Genomic DNA, 22,091 nt, shown 5'->3' on the forward strand with positions numbered 1-22,091 from the left:
TGTACTGCCTTAATTTTTTATTTATTAATCACATCAATAGTGCTGGCCACCACGCCGTCGAGCGGCTGGTCGATATCCACAATTAATACGTCGCTCTCGTCTGCCTTTGGCTCCTCCAGCGCTTCAAACTGAGTTACCAGCATCTGCGTCTTGAAGAAGTGGCCTTTACGCGCTTTGAGGCGGGCTTCGATCACGTCGAAATCACCCTTCAGGTAGATAAAGGAGAGGTTGGGATTGCCGTCGCGCAGCAGATCGCGATAGCTCTTTTTCAGCGCCGAGCAGACGATCAGCGACACTTTATTGGTGCGCTGCATCGCGAAGGCGGCATCGTTCAGCGCCTGCAGCCAGGGCTTGCGGTCGTCATCGTTCAACGGCTCGCCAGCGGCCATTTTGGTGATATTGCTGCGCGGATGGAGAAAGTCGCCATCCAGGAACGCGGCATGCAGCTGATGGGCTACTTCGCTGGCAACGGCGGATTTTCCACTGCCGGATACGCCCATCAGGACATAAACGTGGTGATCGTGATTAGTCGTGCTCAAAGGTCGCTCCCACAGAGACAAAAGGTAGATTGTTACGGGTAACAGTTATCGGTAACATTTTCCTGCTGGGGCGAGTGAGAAGCAATAAGCCGTACTCTCCGAAGTGAATAAGTGTGAGCTACTTCAAATTTGTCAGACTAAATAGATCCACCTGGTGACAATGTGAAACCTAAATCTAACATTTTCGGCGTCACGACCTCACCGCGAATGCGCGCCAGCAGGCGCTCGGCACCAATGCGGCCCATGCGTTCACGCGGCGTCAGCACGCTCGCCAGCTGAGGCTCCATCACCTGGCCAATATCATGGCCGTGGAAACCGGCAATCGCCATGTCATCCGGGATTTTTAATCCTAAACGCTGGCACTCGAACGCCGCCCCCACCGCAAGGTCATCATTGGTACAAAAAATACCGTTGAGCTGCGGATATTCGCGGCGCGCCTGGCGCATCAGTTCAATGCCGGATGAGTACGACGAGGATTGCTCCATCATCACGCTGTACGGCGTCAGGCCGGCGTCGCGCATCGCCTGCTCATACCCCTGCTGTTTGATAATAGTACGTTCGTCGAGACGTGCACCAAGATAGGCGACGTGGTGATGGCCGCGCGCCACGATGGCCGCAGTCATCTGGCGGGCAGCATCGAAGTTATCAAAGCCAACGGCGATGTCGAGACACGGCGAGCAGCTGTCCATCAGCTCCACCACCGGAATACCCGCCACCTCGATCATCTTTAGGGTCCGCGGCGTATGGCTACGCTCGGTAAGGATCAGGCCGTCGATGTTCCACGACAGCATTGACTCCAGCCGCTCCTCCTCCATCTCCGGCTTGTAGCCATAGTGGGCCAACATGGTCTGATAGCCATGGGCATCGGTGACGCTTTCGACACCGCGCAGCACTTCAGCGAAGACCTGGTTGGTCAGAGAGGGAAGCAGCACGCCGATAGCGCGGCTGGTAGCGTTTGAGAGGATGTCAGGTGCGCGATTAGGAATGTAGCCCAGCTCGTCCAGCACCGCTGCAATTTTGCCACGCAGCGCCACGGAGACTTGCTCCGGGTTGCGTAAAAAACGGCTGACGGTCATTTTGGTCACGCCAACGCGATCTGCAACGTCCTGAAGTACGGGTCTTTTCTTTTTCATCGTCCTGAGCGGGGTAAACGGGAGAACATTGTTTTAGTTTACCACGACGCAGGCGCAACCTCCCCGCTGATAAGGAGAGGTGGCGCACTTTATTTAACACATCATACCGGTGGCAGGTCGAACAGCAGGATTTCACTGTCGCTGTCTGCATGAATCGACAGCGCCTGCTCGTCCCAGATAGCCAGACCATCAGCAGTGGTGGCGGTGGTCCCGTTAACAGAGACGCTACCTTTCACCACCTGGATCCACACCTTACGTCCGGCGGTAATCTGGTAATCCCCCTGCTCGTCTTGTGACAGCGCCCAGCGGGAGAGCTCCATATCCTGGTTCACTTTCAGCGAGCCGTCCCGGGCATCTGGAGAGAGCACCAGCTGGCGACCATGGGCGGCGTCAAAGCGGCGCTGCTCGTAGCGCGGTGCAATGCCGGTTTTTTCTGGAATGATCCAGATTTGATACAGGTGCAGAGGCGCTGTTTTGCTCGGGTTGTACTCAGAGTGGCGCACCCCGGTTCCGGCGCTCATGATCTGAAACTCACCGGCTGGCACCTGCTCTTTATTACCCATGCTATCTTCGTGCTCCACCGCCCCTTCCAGCACGTAGGTTAAAATTTCCATGTCTTTATGGGGATGGGTACCAAAACCCTGGCCGGCGTCGATCATGTCGTCATTAATGACGCGCAGCGCCGAGAAACCCATAAAATTTGCATCATAGTAGTTGGCAAAAGAGAAGGTATGCCATGAGTCCAGCCAACCATGATTTGCGTGACCACGTTCGTTTGCTTTGCGTAAGAAAATCATTTTTTCACCCCCGACTGTTTTCGATGGAGTAAGTGTGTACCCGATCGACCCAGGATGATAGAGGGTGAAAATTGACTCCTCTGTTCAAAAATTATGAACAACTTATAAAACAGCAAAAAACCTTATTTAGCGAGGGTTACCGTGGCAGGTGCGGCCTGCTCAAACCCGCGTTCGAGGATCTCAAGGTTGGTTAACACCTCAGATTCCTTGACGTAGTTTTCTGCGCCTTCTGTCAGGGTGGCATAAAGGGCATCGTAGACGCGGCCATAGTCGCCTGGCTCCGGCTGCCACTCTTCGCGCACCGTCTCTCCGGCGTCGTTGAGGTACTCCAGCGTTGCCCGCGTGTCGTCGGCAGCAAACCCAGCTTCGCCCGGCATAATATTGGCCTTCAGGCTGGTCTCCTGCTGGTCAATCCCATACTTGATAAACGAGCCGCGGGTACCGTGGATGATAAATTTCGGGTAGTCGATTTTGACATAGTGGCTGGTCTTCACAATCGCCTTCAGGTCGCCGTAAAAGAGTTGCGCCTCAAAGGTGTCGTCCGGGTTGGCTTTATTACGCAGGCTGCGGATGTCATAGGCGACATGGTCCGGGCGGCCAAACAGGGAGATGATCTGATCCAGGGTATGCACGCCGAGGCCAAAGAACATGCCGTCCTGCGGCAGGCCCGGTTTGGTCTCTGCTACCGGACGGAAGTAGTCAATGTGGCTCTCGATTTCGACAATCTCACCCAGCTTGCCGCTCTCAATGGCTTTTTTCGCCGTCAGGAAACAGCTGTCAAAGCGACGGTTCTGGTAGGGCGTAACGGTGAGGCCTTTGCTTCTCGCCAGCTCGAACAGGGTAATGGCTTCGGCCATCGAGGGGGTAAAAGGCTTCTCTACCAGCACGTTTTTACCCGCCTCCAGAGCGCGCTTCGCGTACTCAAAGTGGCTATCGGCATGGGTGCAGACGATCACCAGCTTCACCTGTGGATCGTTGAGTACCTCGTCGAGATCGCTGGTGAAGTGGATGTGCTGATACTGAGGATACTGCTCTTCCGGCTTGGGATGGCGGCGGAAGATGTGTGCCACGTGCCAGCTCGCTTTGCGATTGAGAACATAGGGAAGGTGGTAGCGGGTGGTACTTTTACCAAAGCCAATAAATGCGCAGTGCAGCGTCATGGGTCACCTCTTTTTTAAAACAGTGCCCATAACCATAGCGCAAAGTAGAGCCCGACAACACGTCTCCCAATACCCCCTCTCAACCGTCGACGTCGCAGCCAGGTTGATACATAAGCAAAAAAAAAGCCAGCATAGGCTGGCTAAGATAATACTGGAAGCAATGTGAGCAATGTCGTGCTTTCAGGTTCACCGTAGTAGCGCCTGAACGCATAGCAATAATAATCATTATCATTCGCACTTGTCTAATACTTTTTGCAAAAAATGGCAGTTGACGAAGATTTTGAATTAACGGATGTTGGAGAGGAGTGTTAACTAACTGAGGATAGAGGAAAATGAGTGAGATAGTGATACGCCACGTCGAAGCCCGCGATGCCGAGCCATTACGCCTGATGTCAGCGCAGCCGGAGATGTATCACCATCTACTACAGCTACCCTACCCCTCTCAGGAGCTTTGGCAGGAGCGCGTTAAGTCCCGGCCCGGCCACCGTATGCTCGTCGCCACTATTGATGGGGAAGTCGCTGGGCACATTGGCATCAGCGTAGAGCAGAATCCGCGCCGCAGCCACGCGGCAGAGTTTGGTCTTGCCGTCTCGCCCGCCTTTCGCCAGCGGGGCGTCGCCAGCGCCCTGATGAAAGCCATGATTGATGTGTGCGAGAACTGGCTGCGCATTGAGCGTATAGAACTGTCGGTGTATGCCGATAACGAAGCCGCTGTCGCGCTCTATCGCAAGCATGGATTTGAGATCGAAGGCACCGCCAAAAAGTACGCTCTGCGCAACGGCGAGCTGGTGGACTCCTACTTTATGGCACGGATGAAATAAGAGATTGCCGGGTGGCACAGCGCCACCCGGCCTACACATTAATACCCCGCCGTTAAGTCATCCACCGAACGCGGATCCGACGCGCCATACAGCGCCCCGTCTTCACCTACCATGATGCTTTGGGTGCTGCCCATCGCCTCCTTCAGCGCCACTTTCTGTCCCTTCTGCTCCAGCATTTTCAGCGTATCCGGGCTAAAGCCCTTCTCTACGCGCAGCTCGTCAGGCAGCCACTGATGATGGAAGCGCGGCGCGTTAGTCGCTTCGGCCACGTTCATTTTAAAATCGATGCTGTTGACCACCATTTGCAGCACGGTGGTGATAATTCGGCTCCCGCCCGGGCTGCCGGTTACTAGCCAGGTTTTACCGTCTTTAACAACGATGGTTGGGGACATCGACGAAAGCGGACGCTTGTTTGGCCCCACAGCGTTGGCATCGCCACCCACCAGCCCATACACGTTTGGCACGCCCGGCTTGGCCGAGAAGTCATCCATCTCGTTGTTGAGCAGAATGCCGGTATTGCCCGCCACAATCCCGGTGCCAAAGACGGTGTTCAGGGTATAGGTCACCGCCACCGCGTTACCGTCTTTATCCACCACCGAGAAGTGGGTAGTCTGGTTACTCTCGTAAGGCGCCAGCTTGCCGGGACGGATCTGGCTCGACGGCCTGGCCTTGTTAACGTCGATCTGCTGGGCAATGGATTTGGCATACTCTTTATTGGTCAGCGCCTGCCACGGCACTTTGACAAAGTCCGGGTCGCCAAGGTACTCCGAGCGGTCGGCATAGGCGTACTTCTCCGCCTCGGCCATCACCTGCATGGCATCCGCGCTGCCAAAGCCATATTTCGCCAGGTCGAAGTTTTCAAGGATATTAAGGATCTGCACGATATGGATCCCGCCTGAGGAGGGCGGCGGCATGGAGAAGACCTGATAACCTCTGTAGTCGCCGCTGATGGGGGTGCGCTCCACCGCCCGGTAGGCCGCCAGATCCTCTTTGGTCATCAGGCCGCCGTTCTTGCTCATCTCCTGGGCGATCTGATCGGCAATCGCCCCCTTATAGAAGGCATCCGGCCCCAGCTCGGCAATCATCTCCAGGCTCTTGGCCAGATTAGCCTGAACCAGCTTGTCACCTTTCTTCAGCGGCTCGCCATTTTTCCAGAAGATCGCCTTGCTGTTGTCGTGATTGGGCAAGACTTCGCTGCCGTAGGTTTTCAGATCCTCCGCCAGGGCGTCATTAACCGTAAAACCCTGCCGGGCCAGCTTGATGGCGGGCTGCACCACCTTGTTCAGCGGCAGCGTGCCGTACTTCTCCAGCGCCAATGAGAAACCCGCCACCGTGCCGGGGGTACCGGTCGCCAGATGAGAGGTCAGGGATTTTTTACTGTCGGGGTTGCCCTGGTCGTCGAGGAACATATCCCGGCTGGCCTGGGCCGGGGCCATCTCACGGAAGTCGATGGCGGTGGTAGTCCCGTCTTTGGTACGCAGCAGCATGAATCCGCCGCCGCCGAGGTTTCCGGCCTGCGGATGGGTCACCGCCAGCGCATAGCCCACCGCTACGGCGGCATCCACCGCGTTACCGCCCTGCTTTAGAATATCAACACCCACGCGGGTGGCGGCGGCATCCACCGACGCCACCATCCCCTGCGGCTCGCGCACCGGGTGGAAAGTATCGGCTTCAACGCCGTAGGAGACGGGGGGCGCTTCCGGCTGCGGCGCGGCGGCCACGCCAAAACAGCTTCCAGCGACCAGCGCCGCGATAGCGGCCCAGCGCGCAAACTTAGGCTTACTCATCATTATTCTCCAGGAAAAATGGCTGATATTGCTGCTTAATCCTGGTTCACAACGCTAAAAAACGCACAGTCTTTGCGCTGAGCAAGTAAACTTAACTGATCCACCTACAGGAGGACATCACGATGAAATACCTCTTATCTCTGGCTCTGTTGCTACCGCTTAGCGTTTTCGCGCAGCCGATCAATACCATGAATAACCCGAACCAGCCGGGGTATCAAATCCCCAGCCAGCAGCGGATGCAGACCCAGATGCTGAATCAGCAAAGCCAGCAGAAAGGCATGCTGAACCAGCAGCTTCAGACCCAGACGCGCATGCAGCAGCAGCACCTGGAGTCGCAGATCAATAACAACTCCCAGCGCATGCTGGATTCGCAGCCGGGCAGACTGGATAACAGCCGCGAACAGATGTTGCCCAACACTAGCGGCAGCATGCTAAATCCGTCCGGCACGCCGCAGCCCACTATTCCCCTGAAGACGATGAGTCCTTAGGGCTGGAAATCCGGGCCGATAGTGTCGATGCGATCGGTACAGATGCAGTCCACGCCCCAGCGTAGCAGCTCCGCCGCACGCTGGGGCTGATTGACGGTGTAGACCAGAATATGCAGCCCGGCTGCTTTAATCTCTGCCGTCCGCTGTTCATCCAGCAGCTTGTGGTTAAGGTGTAGCGAGACGCAGCCGAGGCGCGTTGCTAGCGCACGCCAGTCTTCGCGCCACGCGTCCAGCAGCAGACCGCGCGGCAGCTCCGGGGCGGCCTGCTGCGCGGCCTCCAGAGCATCAATTTCAAATGAGGAGAGCAGCGGCGGTGTCATGCCCTGCCAGAGCGCCCGCGCCGCCAGCGCCACCGTTTTTCCCGTCAGCGGCCCGGTACCCGTGGTCGGCTTGATCTCAATGTTAGCCATCATGCCATGCTGCCGGCAGCGATCCGCCACCTGCGAGAGCAGCGGCAGCGGCTCGCCCTTGAACGCGCCGCTAAACCAGCTCCCTGCATCCACCTTCAGCAGATCGCTCCACGGCAGATCGCCCGCCACACCCCAGCCGTTGCTGGTGCGCTCCAGGTTATCGTCGTGCAGCAGGAAGATCTCCCCGTCGCGGGAGAGCTTGACGTCAAACTCGATCATGGTGTGACCGAGGCGCGCGCCGGTATCGATGCCCGCGAGGGTATTCTCCGGGGCCAGCTTGCCGCCGCCGCGATGGGCGACGACAGTGGGGTAAGGCCAGTGACTCATAAACGTTGTCCTGTTTCACCATCAAAAAGGTGCAGGTGGCTCTCGGGCATGTTCAGCCACAGCGTACTGCCCGGTGTCGGGCGATCGTGATGCGGTAGCCGCACCACCAGCTTCTGCTCGCCCCAGCGGCCGTGGGCCAGGTTATCCGCCCCCAGCATCTCCAGGGTATCTATTACCAGCGGAATGCCGCCTGCGGATTGTGAGCTTAGCGTAATATGCTCCGGGCGGATACCCAGCGTCATCTTGCGCCCGGCGTAGCCCCGGTAGTACCAGTTGATGGGCAGAGCCATACCGCTCTCCAGTTCAAAGTGATCCCCGGCGGTGCTGATGCGCCCATCCAGCAGGTTCATCGCCGGACTGCCGATAAAGCTCGCCACAAAGCGGCTGGCCGGTTTCTCATACACTTCTACCGGCGTGCCGATCTGCTCCGCCACGCCCTTGTTCATCACCATCACCCGCTGCGCCAGGGTCATGGCCTCAACCTGATCGTGGGTGACGTAGAGCGAAGTGGTCTTCAGGCGGCGGTGCAGCTGCTGAAGTTCGAGGCGCATCTGGACGCGCAGCTTGGCGTCGAGGTTGGAGAGCGGCTCATCAAACAGAAAGACGGCAGGATCGCGGACGATCGCCCGGCCCATCGCTACGCGCTGACGCTGGCCGCCGGAAAGCTCCCGCGGGCGACGTTTCAGCAGGCTATCCAGCTCCAGAATACGCGCTGCCTCTTTGACCCGCTCGGCGATGTGCGCTTTACCCATGCCGCGAATTTTTAATCCCCACGCCATATTCTCTTCCACGCTCATATGCGGATAGAGGGCATAGTTCTGGAATACCATGGCGATGCCGCGCTCTTTCGGCTCCATCTCGGTTACTCGCTGGCGGTCGATCCAGACGTCGCCGCTGGTGACCCGTTCCAGCCCGGCCACCATCCGCAGCAGGGTCGACTTGCCGCAGCCGGAGGGGCCGACCATCACGATAAATTCGCCATCCGACACGTCCAGGGTCAGGGGTTGGATCACCTGAGTCTTGCCGCCGTCCCAGCTTTTGCTTACTGCCTGTAGTTTTAATCCAGCCATGTTTTTACCTACTTCTCACTGTCGACCAGGCCACGCACAAAGGCACGCTGCATGGCTAATACGATAACAACGGGGGGAATCAGGGTCAGCAGCATCGCCGCCATCACCTGGTTCCACTGGGTAGTGCCCTCCCCGGTAGCAATCATCCCTTTAATTCCCGCCACGGCAGTGCCCAGGTTGACGTCGCTGACGATCAGCAGCGGCCACAGGTACTGATTCCAGCCGTAGATAAAGGTGATGACAAACAGCGCCGCAAGGTTGGTTTTCGACAGCGGCAGCACGATGTCGCGGAAAAAGCGCATCGGCGATGCGCCGTCAATGCGCGCGGCTTCGATCAGCTCGTCCGGCAGGGTCATAAAGAACTGACGAAACAGGAAAGTCGCGGTGGCCGAGGCCATCAGGGGCAGCGTCAGCCCGGTGTAGCTGTCGAGCATCTTCAGGTTGGCGATCACCTCTACCGTCGGGAAGATACGCACCTCCACCGGCAGCATCAGGGTGATAAAGATCATCCAGAAGAAGAGATTGCGCAGCGGGAAGCGGAACCAGACGATGGCAAAAGCAGAGAGCATCGAAACCGCAATCTTCCCTACCGTAATGCTAAAAGCCATGATGAAGCTGTTGAGCAGCAGTAGCCAAAACGGCGCGCTGTTGGCTCCCACACCCTGCAGCCAGATGGTCTTCAGGTTATCCAGCAGATGGCTGCCGGGGATCAGCGTCATCGGCGTCTCGAACACCGCCCGGTTGTCCAGCGTGGCTGCCACAAAGGCGACGTAGAGCGGAAAGAGAATGGCGGCGATGCCGAGGATCAGCATCACATGGCTGAAGAGGGTCAGCCCGCGTCGGTTTTCAATCATTGGTAGCGCACCTTACTCTCGACGTAGCGGAACTGGACGACCGTCAGGGCGATCACCAGCAGCATCAGCACCACCGACTGGGCGGCAGAGGCGGAGAGATCCAGCCCGGCAAAGCCTTCCCGGTAGATCTTGTAGATCAGCGTGGTAGTGGCCTGCACCGGTCCACCGGCGGTCGCGGCATCGATCACCGGGAAGGTATCGAAGAAGGCATACACCAGGTTGACCACCAGCAGAAAGAAGCTGACGGGGGCGATCAGCGGCAGCGAAAGCTGGAAGAAGCGACGCACCGGTCCGGCACCGTCAATGGCGGCGGCCTCTACCAGCGAGCGGGGAATTGACTGTAGCGCGGCGAAGAAGAAGAGAAAGTTGTAGCTGATCTGCTTCCACACCGAGGCAAAAACCACCAGAAACATCGCCTGGCCGCTGTTCTGGGCATGGTTCCAGCTGTAGCCAATCTGCTCCAGCGCGTGGGTAATCAGCCCGCGCCCCGGGTTGAAGAGAAAGATCCACAGCACGGCGGCGATGGCAGGTGCCACGGCGTAGGGCAGCAGCATCAGCGTCTGATAAAAGCGGCTGCCGCGCACCACGTAATCTACCAGCGCGGCAAAAAAGAGCGAGGCCAGCAGGCCAGAGAAGGTCACCAGCGCGCTGAACTTTATCGTCGTCCAGAAGGAGTCCAGATAGTAGCTGTCATGCAGCAACGCCATAAAGTTGTCCAGCCCAACGAACTGGCTGGAGAGACCGAACGGATCGACGCTCTGCACCGAGTACCACAGCGCTTCACCCGCGGGCCAGATAAAAAAGATAACGGTAATAATCAGCTGCGGCGCGACCAGCGCATAGGGAAGCCAGCGCGAGCGGAATACCGGACGGGATGATGACATAGGGCGTTTTATTCCTGAGAAAACGCCGGGTGGCGGCTACGCCTGACCCGGCCTACGGATTGCTGCAACGTTTATGATTTGGTGGACTGCTCAAAGCGGCGCAGCAGCTGGTTACCCCGCTCTACCGCGCTGTCCAGCGCCTGCTGCGGGGTTTTCTTGCCGGTCCAGACCGACTCCAGCTCTTCATCCACGATGGTGCGGATCTGCGGCATGTTGCCGAGGCGCAGCCCTTTGGTGAACGGCAACGGCGGCTTGTTCAGCATCTGGCGGGTGGCGATATCCGCGCCTGGATTCTTGTCGTAGAAGCCCTGCTCGCGGGTCAGATCGTAAGCGGCGGTGGTGATCGGCAGATAGCCGGTCTTCTGGTGCCACTCGGCCGCATTTTCCGGCTTCGCCAGGAACTCAAGGAACTGGGCAACGCCGGTATAGGTCGGTTTATCTTTGCCCTGCATCACCCACAGGCTGGCCCCGCCGATGATGGCGTTCTGCGGCGCGCCCTTCACGTCGGCGTCATACGGCATCATGCCCACGCCGTAGTTAAATTTGGCGTACTGACGAATATCCGCCAGCGAACCAGACGAGGCGGTAGTGATCGCGCAGTCACCGTTATAGAACTTCTCGGTGGACTCATCCTTGCGCCCGAAGTAGCTGAAGTCGCCTTTTTTGTTGAGATCGGCCAGCATCGCGATGTGCTTGACCTGCTCCGGCTTGTTGAACTCCAGCACCGCGTCGGTGCCGTCAAAGCCGTTGTTTTTAGTGGCGACCGGCAGACCGTGCCAGGCGCTGAAGTTTTCGATCTGGATCCAGCCCTGCCAGCCGCTGGCGTAGCCGCACTTCATGCCGGCTGCTTTTAGCTTCGCGGTGTAGGCAGCAAGATCCTGCCAGGTTTTCGGCGGCTGCTCTGGATCTAAGCCCGCTTTTTTGAAGGCATCTTTGTTGTAGTAGAGCACCGGAGTGGAGCTGTTGAACGGCTGGGAGAGCAGATGGCCGGATTTCGCATCGGTGTAGTAGCCGGAGACGGTCGGCACAAACTGCGACTCGTCAAACTTGATACCCGCATCGCTGAACACTTCATACACCGGCTTAATGGCTTTCGAGGCCATCATGGTCGCGGTGCCGACTTCATAGACCTGCAAAATGGCAGGGGCGTTACCGGTACGGAAGGCGGCAATCCCGGCGCTCAGGCTCTGCTCGTAGTTGCCTTTGTAGACCGGCACAATTTTGTAATCTGGATGGGTATCATTAAAACGTTGCGCCAGGGAGTCCACCTCTTTACCCAGCTGCCCTTCCATCGAATGCCAGAACGGAATGGTGGTCACTGCCATAGCCTGACCTGCAAACGCCAGACCTAACGCTAATCCTAAAGCTGTATGTCGTAACGATATCATTCGGTTATCTCTCTTGTTGTGCCGGATGCGCGATATCACGCTTTTCGTGCTCGCGAAGTAACATGACACGCTCAAATGACAGAAAAATAACCGTTTGTTTACAAAAGTATGACAGAGAGGCGGCAGAGGGATGATGAAACGGTGACGGTACGATGGCGGGTAAATCTTACCCGCGCAGACGGTGGGCGATCTCCTCAAGTGACAGCTGACCCGCAGCCGCGGCCACCGTTAGCTCGACGTAATCGGCATTAGCTGGCAGCGAGATGCCGTTACGCTTAAGGAACAGCAGCGTGATGAACAGGGCCGTGCGTTTATTACCGTCGTTAAAGATATGTCCACGGGAGATGGCAAGCAGGTGCATCGCGGCGAGGGTCCAGATATCGGATATCCCTTCGTATTCATGTTTGTTTAAGACGCGATACAGCAAGGCTTCAGCTCGCCCCGGGTCGGGCATGCCCGCTACGCCTGGCGTTACGCTTAGAAGCTTATCGTGAAAACGTATAATCTCTTCTGCTGAGATGAACTGAAGCGTCATTTATCGGCCAGTTCCCTGATTTCGTTGCCATGTACGCTCATGATGGCGTCAAATTCCGCATCCAGCTTTGCCGCCTGGTAACGTTCAAACTCTTCAGTGCTGATGATCACCGCTGGCTTGTGCCCGCGACGCGTAATGGTTACCGGTGTGCCAGCCGCTGCCGAATCCAGCGCCGCTGCAAGATTTTGTCGGACTTCACTGTAGCTCATTGTACGCATAGCGCCTCCTCTTAAGTACGCGTTTATTGTACAACTAACCCGTACAGAAGCGTGAGCATTTCCAGGCCCGGCAAGCTTGTCGCAGGGCCTGGAAAGGAACTTACTTAGCCGCCGAGGTAGGCGCTGCGCACCGCTTCGTTGGCCAGCAGCGCGTCGCCGGTATCGGACAGCACCACGCGACCGTTCTCCAGCACGTAGCCGCGATCGGCGAGCTTCAGCGCCTGGTTGGCGTTCTGCTCCACGAGGAAGATGGTCATCCCCTCTTTGCGCAGCTGCTCGATGGTGTCAAAGATCTGCTGGATAATGATCGGCGCAAGACCAAGAGAGGGCTCGTCGAGCAGCAGCAGACGCGGCTGGCTCATCAGTGCCCGACCGATGGCCAGCATCTGCTGCTCGCCGCCGGACATGGTCCCGGCCCGCTGAATACGGCGCTCGTGCAGGCGTGGGAACAGCTCATAAACCCACTTGAGGCGGGTATGGAACTGGTCACGATCGGCAAAGAAACCGCCCATCGCCAGGTTCTCCTCTACCGTCATGCGCGAGAAGACGCGTCGCCCTTCCGGGACAATCGCCACCGCTTCACGCATGATTTTCGCCGTCTGCCAGTCGGTAATGTCTTTACCATCAAAGACAATGCGCCCGCTGCTGGCGCGCGGATCGCCGCACAGGGTACCGAGCAGCGTGGTCTTACCCGCGCCGTTGGCCCCGATCAGGGTGACGATTTCACCCTGGTTGATATGCAGGCTGACGTCGTGCAGCGCCTGGATTTTGCCATAGTGGGCACTTACCTGGTCAAAAGATAACATCACGTTTTCCATCTTAGGCCTCGCCCCCATTATGCTTCACCTAAATAGGCGCGGATCACGTCCGGGTTGTTACGAATCTGCTCCGGCGTGCCGTTTGCCAGCGGCGTGCCCTGGTTTACCACGTAGATACGGTCGGAGATACCCATCACCAGCTTCATATCGTGCTCAATCAGCAGAATAGTGGTGTTGTGATGGTTACGCAGCTCAACGATCAGCTCGTCCAGCTCTTTGGTCTCTTTCGGGTTCAGCCCGGCCGCTGGCTCGTCCAGCATCAGGATCTCCGGCTGGGTCACCATGCAGCGAGCGATCTCCAGACGACGCTGGTCGCCGTAGGCCAGGTTGCTGGCCTGACGGTTAGCGTGCGCCAGCAACCCGATGCGGTCCAGCCAGGTCGCAGCGCGATCCAGCGCTTCACTCTGGGCGCGGCGGAAAGCAGGCGTTTTCAGCAGGCCGGAGAAGAGGCCGGTCTTGAGCTGCTGATGCTGGGCCACCAGCAGGTTCTCAATCACCGTCATCTCCCGGAACAGACGCACGTGCTGGAAGGTACGCACCACGCCCATGCGGGCAATCTGCTGCCCCGGCAGCCCTTCCAGGTGCTGGTCACGCAGCATGATGGTGCCGCCGGTGGGCTTATAGAAGCCGGTCAGGCAGTTAAAGACCGTGGTTTTGCCCGCGCCGTTTGGCCCAATCAGGGAGACAATCTCCTGCGGATGCAGATCCAGCGCGACGTTGTTTACCGCCAGCAGCCCGCCGAAGCGCATCATCAGGCCGTTAACGGACAGTAATGGCTCACTCATGCCTGCTCTCCTTTCACGTGTCCGCTTTTCAGTTTCAACTGCGGACGGGTCATTGGCAGCAAGCCTTCAGGACGCCAAATCATCATCAGTACCATCAGACCACCCAGCATTAACATGCTGTACTCATTGAAATCACGCATCAGCTCACGGGAGACCACCAGCAGGATCGCCGCAAGGATAACCGCGAACTGCGAGCCCATCCCACCCAGCACCACAATCGCCAGCACAAAGGCGGACTCGGCAAAGGTAAAGGATTCCGGGCTGACGAAGCCCTGACGGGCGGCGAACAGCGTACCGGCAAAGCCAGCAAACCCGGCGCTGATGGTAAAGGCGGTCAGCTTGATGCGGGTCGGATTGAGGCCCAGCGAGCGGCAGGCGATCTCATCCTCACGCAGCGCTTCCCACGCCCGGCCCAGCGGCATGCGCAGCAGGCGGTTGATCACGAACAGGGTAAAGACCATCAGCAGCAGCGCCACCAGGTAGAGGAACACAACCCGGTCGCTGGGATCGTACTTCACGCCGAAGAAGTTGCTGAAGGTATCCCAGCCGCCTTCGCGGGCGGTACGGCTAAACTCAAGGCCAAACAGCGTCGGTTTCGGGATCTGGCTGATACCGTTCGGGCCACCGGTCACTTCGGTGTTGTTGAGCAGCAGAATACGCACGATCTCGCCGAAGCCGAGGGTCACGATCGCCAGATAGTCACCGCGCAGGCGCAGCACCGGGAAGCCCAGCAGGAAGCCCGCCGCGGCGGACACCAGCCCCGCCAGCGGCAGGCAGGTCCAGAAGCCGAGGCCGTAATAGTGGTTCAGCAGGGCAAAGGTATAGGCTCCGATGGCGTAGAAGCCGCCGTAGCCCAGCACCAGCAGACCCGAGAGGCCGACCACCACGTTCAGCCCGAGGCCGAGGATAATGTAGATCATGGTCAGGGTGGCGATATCCACCGTGCCGCGTGAGACCACAAACGGCCACGCCACGGCAGCGACCAGCAGGGCAACAAGGAACAGCTTCTGCTTAACCGTCGACCCGTCAATGGCGGGCAGGATAAACTTCGGCCCGGAGACGTTCTTCAGCCCTTTTTGCATCAGTGGACGCAGAAGCTGGAACAGAAAGACCACGGCGGTGCCGATAAAGACCCACTGCCAGCGGATATCCGCCGCGCTGCCGACTACCAGCTTAGTGCCGTCGAGACTCAGCTGGACGCCCATAAAGACGCCGGCCAGCACAAAGAAGAGCGCAGCGGAGAGCAGCGCCATCGCAAAATGCATCGGTTTCATACTTTTTCAACCTCCGGGCGGCCCAGGATACCGGTTGGCATTACCAACAGCACCAGGATCAGCAGCGCAAACGACACCACATCTTTATACTCGGTACTCAGATACGCGGAGGAGAGCGATTCGGCCACGCCGAGGATCAGGCCGCCAATCATCGCGCCAGGAATACTGCCGATCCCACCCAGCACCGCGGCGGTAAAGGCCTTCATCCCGGCCATAAAGCCGATGTAGGGGTTAATCACGCCGTAGAACTGGCCGAGCAGCACGCCCGCCACGGCGGCCATCGCCGCACCGATCACGAAGGTGAGCGCGATAACGCGGTCGGTGTTAATTCCCAGCAGGCTGGCCATCTTTAAATCTTCCGCGCAGGCGCGGCAGGCGCGGCCCATGCGGGAGTAGCGGATGAACAGAGTCAGCGCCAGCATGGCAACGAAGGTGACGATCCAGATCACCAGCTGCATGGTGGTGATCGAGGCGGAGAAGTTCTCGCTGCTGCCGATAGTCCACTGACCGTTGAACAGGCTTGGCAGCGCCACGTCACGTGACCCTTCGGTCAGGCTAACGTAGTTTTGCAGGAAGATGGACATCCCGATGGCGGAGATCAGCGCGATCAGGCGTTTAGAATTACGCACCGGGCGATAGGCCACCCGTTCGATACTCCAGCCGTAGGCGCTGGCGATCACAATCGCGCCAACGAATCCGGCGGCCACCAGCAGCCAGCTGCTGTCGATGCCCATCATCATCAGGGCGGCGATGATCATAAAGGAGACATAGCTACCGATCATATAGACCTCGCCGTGGGCGAAGTTGATCATGCCGATAATGCCGTAGACCATGGTGTAACCGATGGCGATAAGTGCATAGGTGCTTCCCAGCGTCACGCCGTTAAACATCTGCTGCAGGAAGTAGAGAAACTGCTCGGACATAACGTAACCTTTCTAAACTCGCCCGGCTAAGCGGGCGATTGAGATTTACTGAGCTACCGAAGACGAACCATCGGCATGCCATTCAAAGACACCGAACTCAAATCCCTTATCCGTGCAATCGCACCCGCGCTCAACGTCTTCGCGTTCCTTCTCATAACCTGAAATCCCCATTACCGTCGTGATGTGTATATATTTTGTTTTATTATGGTTAAAAAGCATTCTGTACTTTTATTGAACAACGCTATTTTTACCAGCTTGCTTAATGGTTTAGCGCAGTTTTTACCGTAAAACCTGAGTAAATACTCTATTTTTCAGGCTATTAAGCAGAGATAATATTCTGTATTGATACAGAGATAAACAAAAAAAAGCGCCTCTTCCAGCATAAAATAATGGGACAAAGAGCGGAATAAATCACTACTCCATAGATAAATAAACTGCCTGTTTTTCGATCCCTGACGTTTAAAACTGCTTCAGCGGCTGCGTTAAAAGTATTCAGCTGATCCCGACAGCGAAAAAGTGAAAGCGTCTGGCTAAGGAAATTGAGTACACTGCTGTCATCTTTTGAGATTTGGACCCGCAGTGAATGAAACTGACCATCATCCGTTTAGACACGTTTAGCGACCAGGATCGCATTGATTTAGCTAAAATTTGGCCGGAGTACTCCGCATCGTCGCTGAACGTTGACGATACGCACCAGATCTACGCCGCCCGTTTTAATGAGCGACTGCTGGCGGCGGTGCGAGTGACCCTCAGCGGCAGCGAGGGGGCGCTGGATTCTCTGCGCGTGCGGGACGTGACGCGTCGTCGTGGCGTAGGGCAGTACCTGATTGAAGAGGCGATGGCGCGCAATCCAGACGTGACCCGCTGGTGGATAGCGGACGTCGGCGTCGAAGATCGCAGCGTTATGGCTGCCTTTACCCAGGCGCTGGGCTTTAGCCCGCGGCAGAACGGCTGGGAGAAGCGGCTGTAGCGGCTATGAAAAAAGCCTTTCGATAGATTTTGTCGGATAAAAAAGCGCGTGCGCGTTTTCTCCTGTTAGCGGGATAAATCCCAGCGAGAGATAAAACGCATGCGCTTTCTCATTCATGGCCTCAACAAATAGACCATGAATACCCACCGCCTGGGAGGCGGAATAGACTACCTTCATCGCATGGGAAACCAATACCGAACCCCACCCTTTTCCCTGCAGAGAGCGATCGACGGCCAGGCGGCCTAAGGTGACGCTGGGAACGTTTTTGTAAGGGATTTTCTTCTGCTGTGACTTTGACGGCAGGGCAACACGTTCAAAGCAGCTTCCTGACAGAGTGTAGTAGCCTAGCACCCGCCGTTCCGGCGTTGTTGTTCGAAGAATATAGGCGCGCAGGATTTTTCCACCATGCTGCCGTTTGAGATGCTCGATTAAAAAGAGACTGAGACCCGTTTCCCCGCAGTCGAAATGCTGCCAGTCATACTCCGCATCCTCTACGAAGATCTCTATCGTCAGGTTTTCCACGGTTCACTCCATGTCTTGAAGACGTTTCGCCGCGCGGTGAAGTTTCTCATTCGGTGAGGGTGGGTTACCGAGCGCTTCCATGACGCGGGTCCAGGATTCGTCGTTAAGAATAACCCGGCGATGCTGCTCAATAACTTCTGCGGCTCTTTCTGCTGCGCTAGTGAGCATAAACTGAGTGACTGACTGATTGGTCAGGGCCGCAGCCTCCTCAATGATGCTTTTGTCATCGTCAGTTAAACGCAGATCGATACGCTGCTTTTTTAGTGCCGTCATGATGTCTTCTCCAGCTATCAGCGTGAAAGCATGATAGCGTATATGTACGGATATTTACCGTACATTTATTTTATGCTTGTCGGTATAAAAATTCAACGCCTGCCGTGTGAGAAGACAATAAAAAAGCCCGGTGGCGCTAGCGCTTACCGGGCCTACGGGATCAAATTAGCATATCCATTTTCCCCAGCATTTCGTGTTGCAGGCAGGCGGCAAGTTCGGAAATCCCCGGGAGCTTACATGAGTAAGTGACCGGCGTTGAGGAACGCAGCCAACACACCTGCGGCGCGAAAGGCGACGGGAAAATTATTTGGCGTCGGTTGCGGTACCGTTGGCATGCCAGGTAAACACGCCGAACTCAAAGCCCTTCAGATCGCCCTTCTCATCCCACGTCAGCGGGCCCATTACGGTCTCTACCGAGTTGGCTTTCAGCCAGGTGGCGATTTCTGCCGGATCGGCAGACTGATTCAGGCCTGCCTGCAGCGACTGCAGCGCGGCGTAGGTGGTCCACACGAACGCGCCGCTCGGATCCTGTTTCTTCGCTTTGATCGCATCTACAATCGGTTTGTTCGCCGGAACCTGATCGTAGTTCTTCGGCTTGGTTACCAGCATGCCTTCTGCGGATTCGCCGGCGATGTTAGAGAGCGATACGTTCGCGACCCCTTCCGGGCCCATAAACTGAGTTTTCAGGCCAGCAGCGCGGGCCTGGCGCAGGATCTGGCCCATCTCAGGGTGGTAGCCACCGTAGTAAACAAAATCAATATTCTCTTTCTTCAGGCGCGCCACCAGCGTGGAGAAGTCTTTCTCACCGGCGGTAATGCCGTCAAAGAAGACCACGTTCGCGTTGCCTTTCTTCAGGTTATCCTGCACGGCGCGGGCCAGGCCTTCACCGTACTGCTGTTTGTCGTGAACAATGGCGATACGCTGCGGTTTCACCTTTTCCAGAATGTATTTCGCCGCGGTCGGGCCCTGGTCAGAGTCAAGACCGGTAGTGCGTAATACCAGCTTGTAACCACGCGCGGTCAGCTCCGGCGCGGTCGCCGCAGGCGTGATCATCAGAATGCCTTCGTCTTCGTAGATATCAGAAGCTGGCTGGGTAGAGGAGGAGCAAAGATGGCCGATAACATATTTAATGCCGTCGTTAATCACTTTGTTCGCTACCGCAACGGCCTGTTTCGGGTCGCAGGCATCATCATATTTTACAATTTGCAGTTTTTCGCCTTTGATACCGCCCTTCGCATTAATGTCTGCAACGGCCTGCTCCGCACCGGTAAACTCCTGATCGCCGTACTGCGCAACCGGACCGGACATTGCGCCCACCACGGCCACTTTAATGTCTGCCTGTGCCATGGTGCTGAACGCCAGCGCAATACATCCTGCCAGTAACGCTTTACCCTTCATTTTCATCCTGAGATTCCCCATTGTTCTGGTTGTAACGTTTGTTGTGATGTTGTTTTATGGCGCTTTATTTCATATATGCGTCTGCTGTACGCGCCTTTTCAGCACACTATGCTAAAACATACCCCATTTTTATCTTTTAGGAATAGCTATTTTGAAATGTAAATCGTGTATGCCCGGCAGATCGTTGCCGCCGGGCGTGCGAGTTACTGTGTTAACGAGCGGGAGATGATATCGAGCGCCCGGCGGAACTGCGCATCGGGGATGGTAAGCGGATAGAGGAAGCGGATCACGTTGCCGTAAACGCCGCAGCTGAGCAGCAGCAGGCCCGCCTCCAGCGCGTGGGCCTGCACTTTCTGGGTAAAGGCAGGCGACGGCTCGCCGGTTTGCGGATCGCTAAACTCCACGGCGACCATAGAACCCAGGGCACGCACCTCAGCGATGTACGGGCAGCTGGCCCTGGCGTTGTTCAGCGCCGCGACCAGCGCCTCGCCGAGCACGCGGGAGCGCTCGCAAAGCTGCTCCTCTTCAATGACCTCCAGCACCGCCAGCGCAGAGGCAATTGCCAGCGGATTGCCGGCGTAGGTGCCACCCAGCCCACCCGGAGCGGGGGCATCCATCACCTCGGCACGACCGGAGACCGCCGACAGCGGCATGCCGCCCGCAAGGCTCTTCGCCATGGTGATCAGATCCGGCCTGACGCTGTAGTGCTCCATCGCAAAGAGCTTACCGGTACGGGCATAGCCGCTCTGTACCTCGTCAGCGATGAGCAGGATACCGTGCTGGTCGCAGAGCTTACGCACGCCCTGCATAAAGTCATCGGGCGCAATAACAAAGCCGCCCTCACCCTGCACCGGTTCCAGCAGAATGGCTGCCACCTGATCCGGGGCAATATCAGCTTTAAAGATACGATCCAGACTGTTCAGAGCATCCTGGGTTGAGACATTGTGCACCGCATTGGGGTACTGAGCATGGAAGATCGAACCGGGGAAAGGGCCAAAGCCCATTTTGTAGGGAGCGACTTTACCGGTCAGGGCCATCGTCATTGAGGTCCGGCCATGGAAGCCGCCGCCGAAAGCGATTACGCCGGGGCGTTTGGTATAGGCGCGGGCGATTTTAATCGCGTTCTCAACCGCTTCCGCGCCGGTTGAGAAGAAGGCGGTTTTTGCCGGCCCCTCGACCGGCACGCGGGCGTTGATCTTCTCCGCCAGCGTCACGTAGCTCTCATAGGGCACCACCTGATAGGCCGTATGGGTAAAGGCGTGCAGCTGTTTCTCTACTGCCGCCACGACTTTCGGGTGGCGATGGCCGGTATTCAGTACCGCGATCCCGGCGGCGAAGTCGATCACCTCGTTGCCCTCTACGTCCCACAGCGTGGCGTTCTCTGCTCTTTCGGCGAAGAAGTTACACATGACGCCGATGCCGCGTGGCGTCGCCTGTAGACGCCGTTCGTTTAGTTCGTTATTTTTCACCCTGTCCCCCTGAGAAATACCCATGCATAGCGCATCTGTAAGTGTTTGCCAGGGGCTAAAAATTCGCCAGAGCGGGCGCTAAAAAAACAAAACCCCCGGACTTTCATCCAGGGGTTTAGCAGGTGACTGCGCTTAAGTTAGGCTTCGATAGCCGCGCGCAGCTTTTTCATCGCGTTCTTTTCCAGCTGGCGTACGCGCTCAGCCGAGACGCCGTACTGGTCGGCCAGCTCCTGCAGCGTGGACTTGTTATCTTCGTCCAGCCAGCGGGCGCGAATAATCGCCTGGCTACGCTCGTCAAGACCCTGCATCGCGTCGGTCAGGCGGTTTGCCGCCTGCTCTTCCCAGTTATCATCTTCAATGCCATCGGCAAAGTTAGACGATTTATCCTGCAGGTAGAGCACCGGAGCCATCGGCTGGCTGTCGGACTCGTCGTCAGAGGACATATCAAAGGTCATGTCCTGCGCGGCCATACGGGACTCCATCTCACGCACGTCTTTACTGGAGACGCCCAGCTCGCGTGCGACCATTTCGACTTCGTCCTGGTTGAACCAGCCCAGACGCTGCTTGGATTTACGCAGGTTAAAGAACAGTTTACGCTGCGCTTTGGTGGTGGCGACCTTCACGATACGCCAGTTACGCAGTACGTATTCATGAATTTCGGCTTTGATCCAGTGCACCGCGAACGAGACCAGACGCACACCCACTTCCGGGTTAAAGCGGCGCACGGCCTTCATCAGACCGATGTTGCCTTCCTGGATTAGGTCTGCCTGCGGCAGGCCATAGCCCGAGTAGTTACGAGCAATATGAACAACAAAGCGCAGGTGAGACAGGATCAGCGTTTTAGCTGCTTCCAGATCGCCCTGGTAATGCAGCTTTTCAGCCAGCGCCCGCTCTTCATCAGCCGTTAACATCGGCCAAGCGTTAGCAGCCCGGATATACGACTCCAGGTTACCAACAGGGGCTAAAGCTAAAGTTTGCATTTCTTTGGTCATTCAAATCCTCTCAATAGACTTCTTACTGGCGGCGGTTCGTTCCTTTCATCTTTTCAGGAACAGGCACAAACATGCCAGCGATTGTGAGCAACGAGAATATCATCCACATTTTTATCAGACAGTGATTTTATCCACAAGTTCAATGCCGTCGTGTGAATAGATTACGCACAAATTGTGACACAGCGTTGATAAAAACAGATGCAGGGGAGAAGAGTTAACAGGGACTCTTTCCCTGCAAGACATCAAGTGCAGGGAA

Annotated in this window: 24 protein-coding genes; 3 read left to right on the forward strand and 21 right to left on the reverse strand. The window is 57.0% G+C overall.

Annotated features, from left to right (window positions below; all coding sequences use genetic code 11):
• Nucleotides 1-17 precede the first annotated feature (17 nt).
• The 4 genes from gntK to NR795_RS15900 form a co-directional block, all read right to left on the reverse strand.
• Nucleotides 18-539: a gluconokinase gene (gene gntK / locus NR795_RS15885; RefSeq protein ID WP_222889345.1), complete on the reverse strand. Its 522-nt coding sequence runs from the start codon at nucleotides 537-539 to the stop codon at nucleotides 18-20.
• 137 nt (nucleotides 540-676) lie between these two features.
• On the reverse strand, nucleotides 677-1,672 hold the full coding sequence (gntR, locus tag NR795_RS15890) for a gluconate operon transcriptional repressor GntR (RefSeq protein ID WP_222889344.1): 996 nt from the start codon (nucleotides 1,670-1,672) through the stop codon (nucleotides 677-679).
• 101 nt (nucleotides 1,673-1,773) lie between these two features.
• Complete coding sequence (locus tag NR795_RS15895) at nucleotides 1,774-2,469, reverse strand: pirin family protein (protein ID WP_222889343.1); 696 nt, start codon at nucleotides 2,467-2,469, stop codon at nucleotides 1,774-1,776.
• A 122-nt stretch (nucleotides 2,470-2,591) separates the two neighbouring features.
• Nucleotides 2,592-3,629, reverse strand: coding sequence for an oxidoreductase (locus NR795_RS15900; RefSeq protein WP_222889342.1), 1,038 nt, complete (start codon nucleotides 3,627-3,629; stop codon nucleotides 2,592-2,594).
• A 332-nt stretch (nucleotides 3,630-3,961) separates the two neighbouring features.
• Between NR795_RS15900 and yhhY the strand changes: the two genes are divergently transcribed.
• A complete protein-coding gene (yhhY, locus tag NR795_RS15905) occupies nucleotides 3,962-4,450 on the forward strand; it encodes an N-acetyltransferase (RefSeq protein ID WP_144818011.1) in 489 nt (162 codons plus the stop codon).
• Between the two features lie 38 nt (nucleotides 4,451-4,488).
• On the opposite strand, the gene ggt is transcribed toward yhhY, so the two are convergent.
• Nucleotides 4,489-6,237 carry a gamma-glutamyltransferase gene (ggt, locus tag NR795_RS15910; protein ID WP_257758712.1) on the reverse strand — a complete coding sequence of 583 codons (1,749 nt, stop codon included), beginning with the start codon at nucleotides 6,235-6,237 and terminating at the stop codon, nucleotides 4,489-4,491.
• 122 nt (nucleotides 6,238-6,359) lie between these two features.
• On the opposite strand from ggt, the gene NR795_RS15915 reads away from it, so the two are divergent.
• Nucleotides 6,360-6,725, forward strand: a complete 366-nt coding sequence (locus NR795_RS15915; protein ID WP_144818009.1) for a DUF2756 family protein — start codon at nucleotides 6,360-6,362, stop codon at nucleotides 6,723-6,725.
• On the opposite strand, the gene ugpQ is transcribed toward NR795_RS15915, so the two are convergent.
• The 11 genes from ugpQ to livH form a co-directional block, all read right to left on the reverse strand.
• A complete protein-coding gene (gene ugpQ, locus NR795_RS15920) occupies nucleotides 6,722-7,462 on the reverse strand; it encodes a glycerophosphodiester phosphodiesterase (RefSeq protein ID WP_257758713.1) in 741 nt (246 codons plus the stop codon). The genes NR795_RS15915 and ugpQ overlap by 4 nt on opposite strands.
• Nucleotides 7,459-8,532: a sn-glycerol-3-phosphate import ATP-binding protein UgpC gene (locus tag NR795_RS15925; RefSeq protein WP_257758714.1), complete on the reverse strand. Its 1,074-nt coding sequence runs from the start codon at nucleotides 8,530-8,532 to the stop codon at nucleotides 7,459-7,461. The genes ugpQ and NR795_RS15925 overlap by 4 nt, the downstream gene beginning before the upstream one ends.
• An 8-nt stretch (nucleotides 8,533-8,540) precedes the next feature.
• Nucleotides 8,541-9,386, reverse strand: a complete 846-nt coding sequence (gene ugpE, locus NR795_RS15930) for a sn-glycerol-3-phosphate ABC transporter permease UgpE (protein ID WP_144818006.1) — start codon at nucleotides 9,384-9,386, stop codon at nucleotides 8,541-8,543.
• Entirely contained in the window at nucleotides 9,383-10,270 is an 888-nt protein-coding gene (gene ugpA / locus NR795_RS15935; protein WP_144818005.1) for a sn-glycerol-3-phosphate ABC transporter permease UgpA, read from the reverse strand. Before ugpA ends, ugpE begins: the two co-directional genes overlap by 4 nt.
• Nucleotides 10,271-10,341: 71 nt before the next feature.
• The gene (ugpB, locus tag NR795_RS15940) at nucleotides 10,342-11,658 is read right to left on the reverse strand and encodes a sn-glycerol-3-phosphate ABC transporter substrate-binding protein UgpB (protein ID WP_144818004.1); all 1,317 of its coding nucleotides are present in this window, start codon (nucleotides 11,656-11,658) and stop codon (nucleotides 10,342-10,344) included.
• A gap of 166 nt (nucleotides 11,659-11,824) precedes the next feature.
• Entirely contained in the window at nucleotides 11,825-12,193 is a 369-nt protein-coding gene (locus NR795_RS15945; protein ID WP_257758715.1) for a type II toxin-antitoxin system death-on-curing family toxin, read from the reverse strand.
• Nucleotides 12,190-12,411, reverse strand: coding sequence for a type II toxin-antitoxin system Phd/YefM family antitoxin (locus NR795_RS15950; RefSeq protein ID WP_257758716.1), 222 nt, complete (start codon nucleotides 12,409-12,411; stop codon nucleotides 12,190-12,192). Before NR795_RS15950 ends, NR795_RS15945 begins: the two co-directional genes overlap by 4 nt.
• 104 nt (nucleotides 12,412-12,515) lie before the next feature.
• Nucleotides 12,516-13,229 (reverse strand): high-affinity branched-chain amino acid ABC transporter ATP-binding protein LivF, encoded by a 714-nt coding sequence (gene livF, locus NR795_RS15955; protein WP_042393287.1) that lies wholly within the window; start codon nucleotides 13,227-13,229, stop codon nucleotides 12,516-12,518.
• 17 nt (nucleotides 13,230-13,246) lie between these two features.
• Entirely contained in the window at nucleotides 13,247-14,014 is a 768-nt protein-coding gene (gene livG, locus NR795_RS15960; RefSeq protein WP_103820364.1) for a high-affinity branched-chain amino acid ABC transporter ATP-binding protein LivG, read from the reverse strand.
• Nucleotides 14,011-15,288: a high-affinity branched-chain amino acid ABC transporter permease LivM gene (locus NR795_RS15965; protein ID WP_257758717.1), complete on the reverse strand. Its 1,278-nt coding sequence runs from the start codon at nucleotides 15,286-15,288 to the stop codon at nucleotides 14,011-14,013. The genes livG and NR795_RS15965 overlap by 4 nt, the downstream gene beginning before the upstream one ends.
• The gene (livH, locus tag NR795_RS15970; RefSeq protein ID WP_144818002.1) at nucleotides 15,285-16,211 is read right to left on the reverse strand and encodes a high-affinity branched-chain amino acid ABC transporter permease LivH; all 927 of its coding nucleotides are present in this window, start codon (nucleotides 16,209-16,211) and stop codon (nucleotides 15,285-15,287) included. The genes NR795_RS15965 and livH overlap by 4 nt, the downstream gene beginning before the upstream one ends.
• A 583-nt stretch (nucleotides 16,212-16,794) precedes the next feature.
• Here livH and panM point away from each other — a divergent pair.
• The gene (gene panM / locus NR795_RS15980) at nucleotides 16,795-17,181 is read left to right on the forward strand and encodes an aspartate 1-decarboxylase autocleavage activator PanM (RefSeq protein WP_144818001.1); all 387 of its coding nucleotides are present in this window, start codon (nucleotides 16,795-16,797) and stop codon (nucleotides 17,179-17,181) included.
• A gap of 3 nt (nucleotides 17,182-17,184) precedes the next feature.
• Here panM and NR795_RS15985 read toward each other — a convergent pair whose 3' ends face one another.
• The 5 genes from NR795_RS15985 to rpoH all read right to left on the reverse strand — a co-directional run bounded on the left by NR795_RS15985 (nucleotide 17,185) and on the right by rpoH (nucleotide 21,835).
• Nucleotides 17,185-17,703 carry an N-acetyltransferase gene (locus NR795_RS15985; RefSeq protein ID WP_257758718.1) on the reverse strand — a complete coding sequence of 173 codons (519 nt, stop codon included), beginning with the start codon at nucleotides 17,701-17,703 and terminating at the stop codon, nucleotides 17,185-17,187.
• Between the two features lie 3 nt (nucleotides 17,704-17,706).
• Nucleotides 17,707-17,976 carry a DUF1778 domain-containing protein gene (locus NR795_RS15990; RefSeq protein WP_144817999.1) on the reverse strand — a complete coding sequence of 90 codons (270 nt, stop codon included), beginning with the start codon at nucleotides 17,974-17,976 and terminating at the stop codon, nucleotides 17,707-17,709.
• 303 nt (nucleotides 17,977-18,279) lie between these two features.
• Complete coding sequence (livJ, locus tag NR795_RS15995) at nucleotides 18,280-19,380, reverse strand: branched chain amino acid ABC transporter substrate-binding protein LivJ (protein WP_144817998.1); 1,101 nt, start codon at nucleotides 19,378-19,380, stop codon at nucleotides 18,280-18,282.
• 197 nt (nucleotides 19,381-19,577) lie between these two features.
• Nucleotides 19,578-20,843, reverse strand: coding sequence for a 4-aminobutyrate--2-oxoglutarate transaminase (locus tag NR795_RS16000; protein WP_257758719.1), 1,266 nt, complete (start codon nucleotides 20,841-20,843; stop codon nucleotides 19,578-19,580).
• A 137-nt stretch (nucleotides 20,844-20,980) separates the two neighbouring features.
• Nucleotides 20,981-21,835, reverse strand: a complete 855-nt coding sequence (gene rpoH / locus NR795_RS16005; RefSeq protein ID WP_042393216.1) for an RNA polymerase sigma factor RpoH — start codon at nucleotides 21,833-21,835, stop codon at nucleotides 20,981-20,983.
• Nucleotides 21,836-22,091: the final 256 nt, after the last annotated feature.

Origin of the sequence: Pseudescherichia sp. L3 (assembly GCF_024656065.1) — a bacterium.
In the GTDB taxonomy this organism is placed as follows: domain Bacteria; phylum Pseudomonadota; class Gammaproteobacteria; order Enterobacterales; family Enterobacteriaceae; genus Pseudescherichia.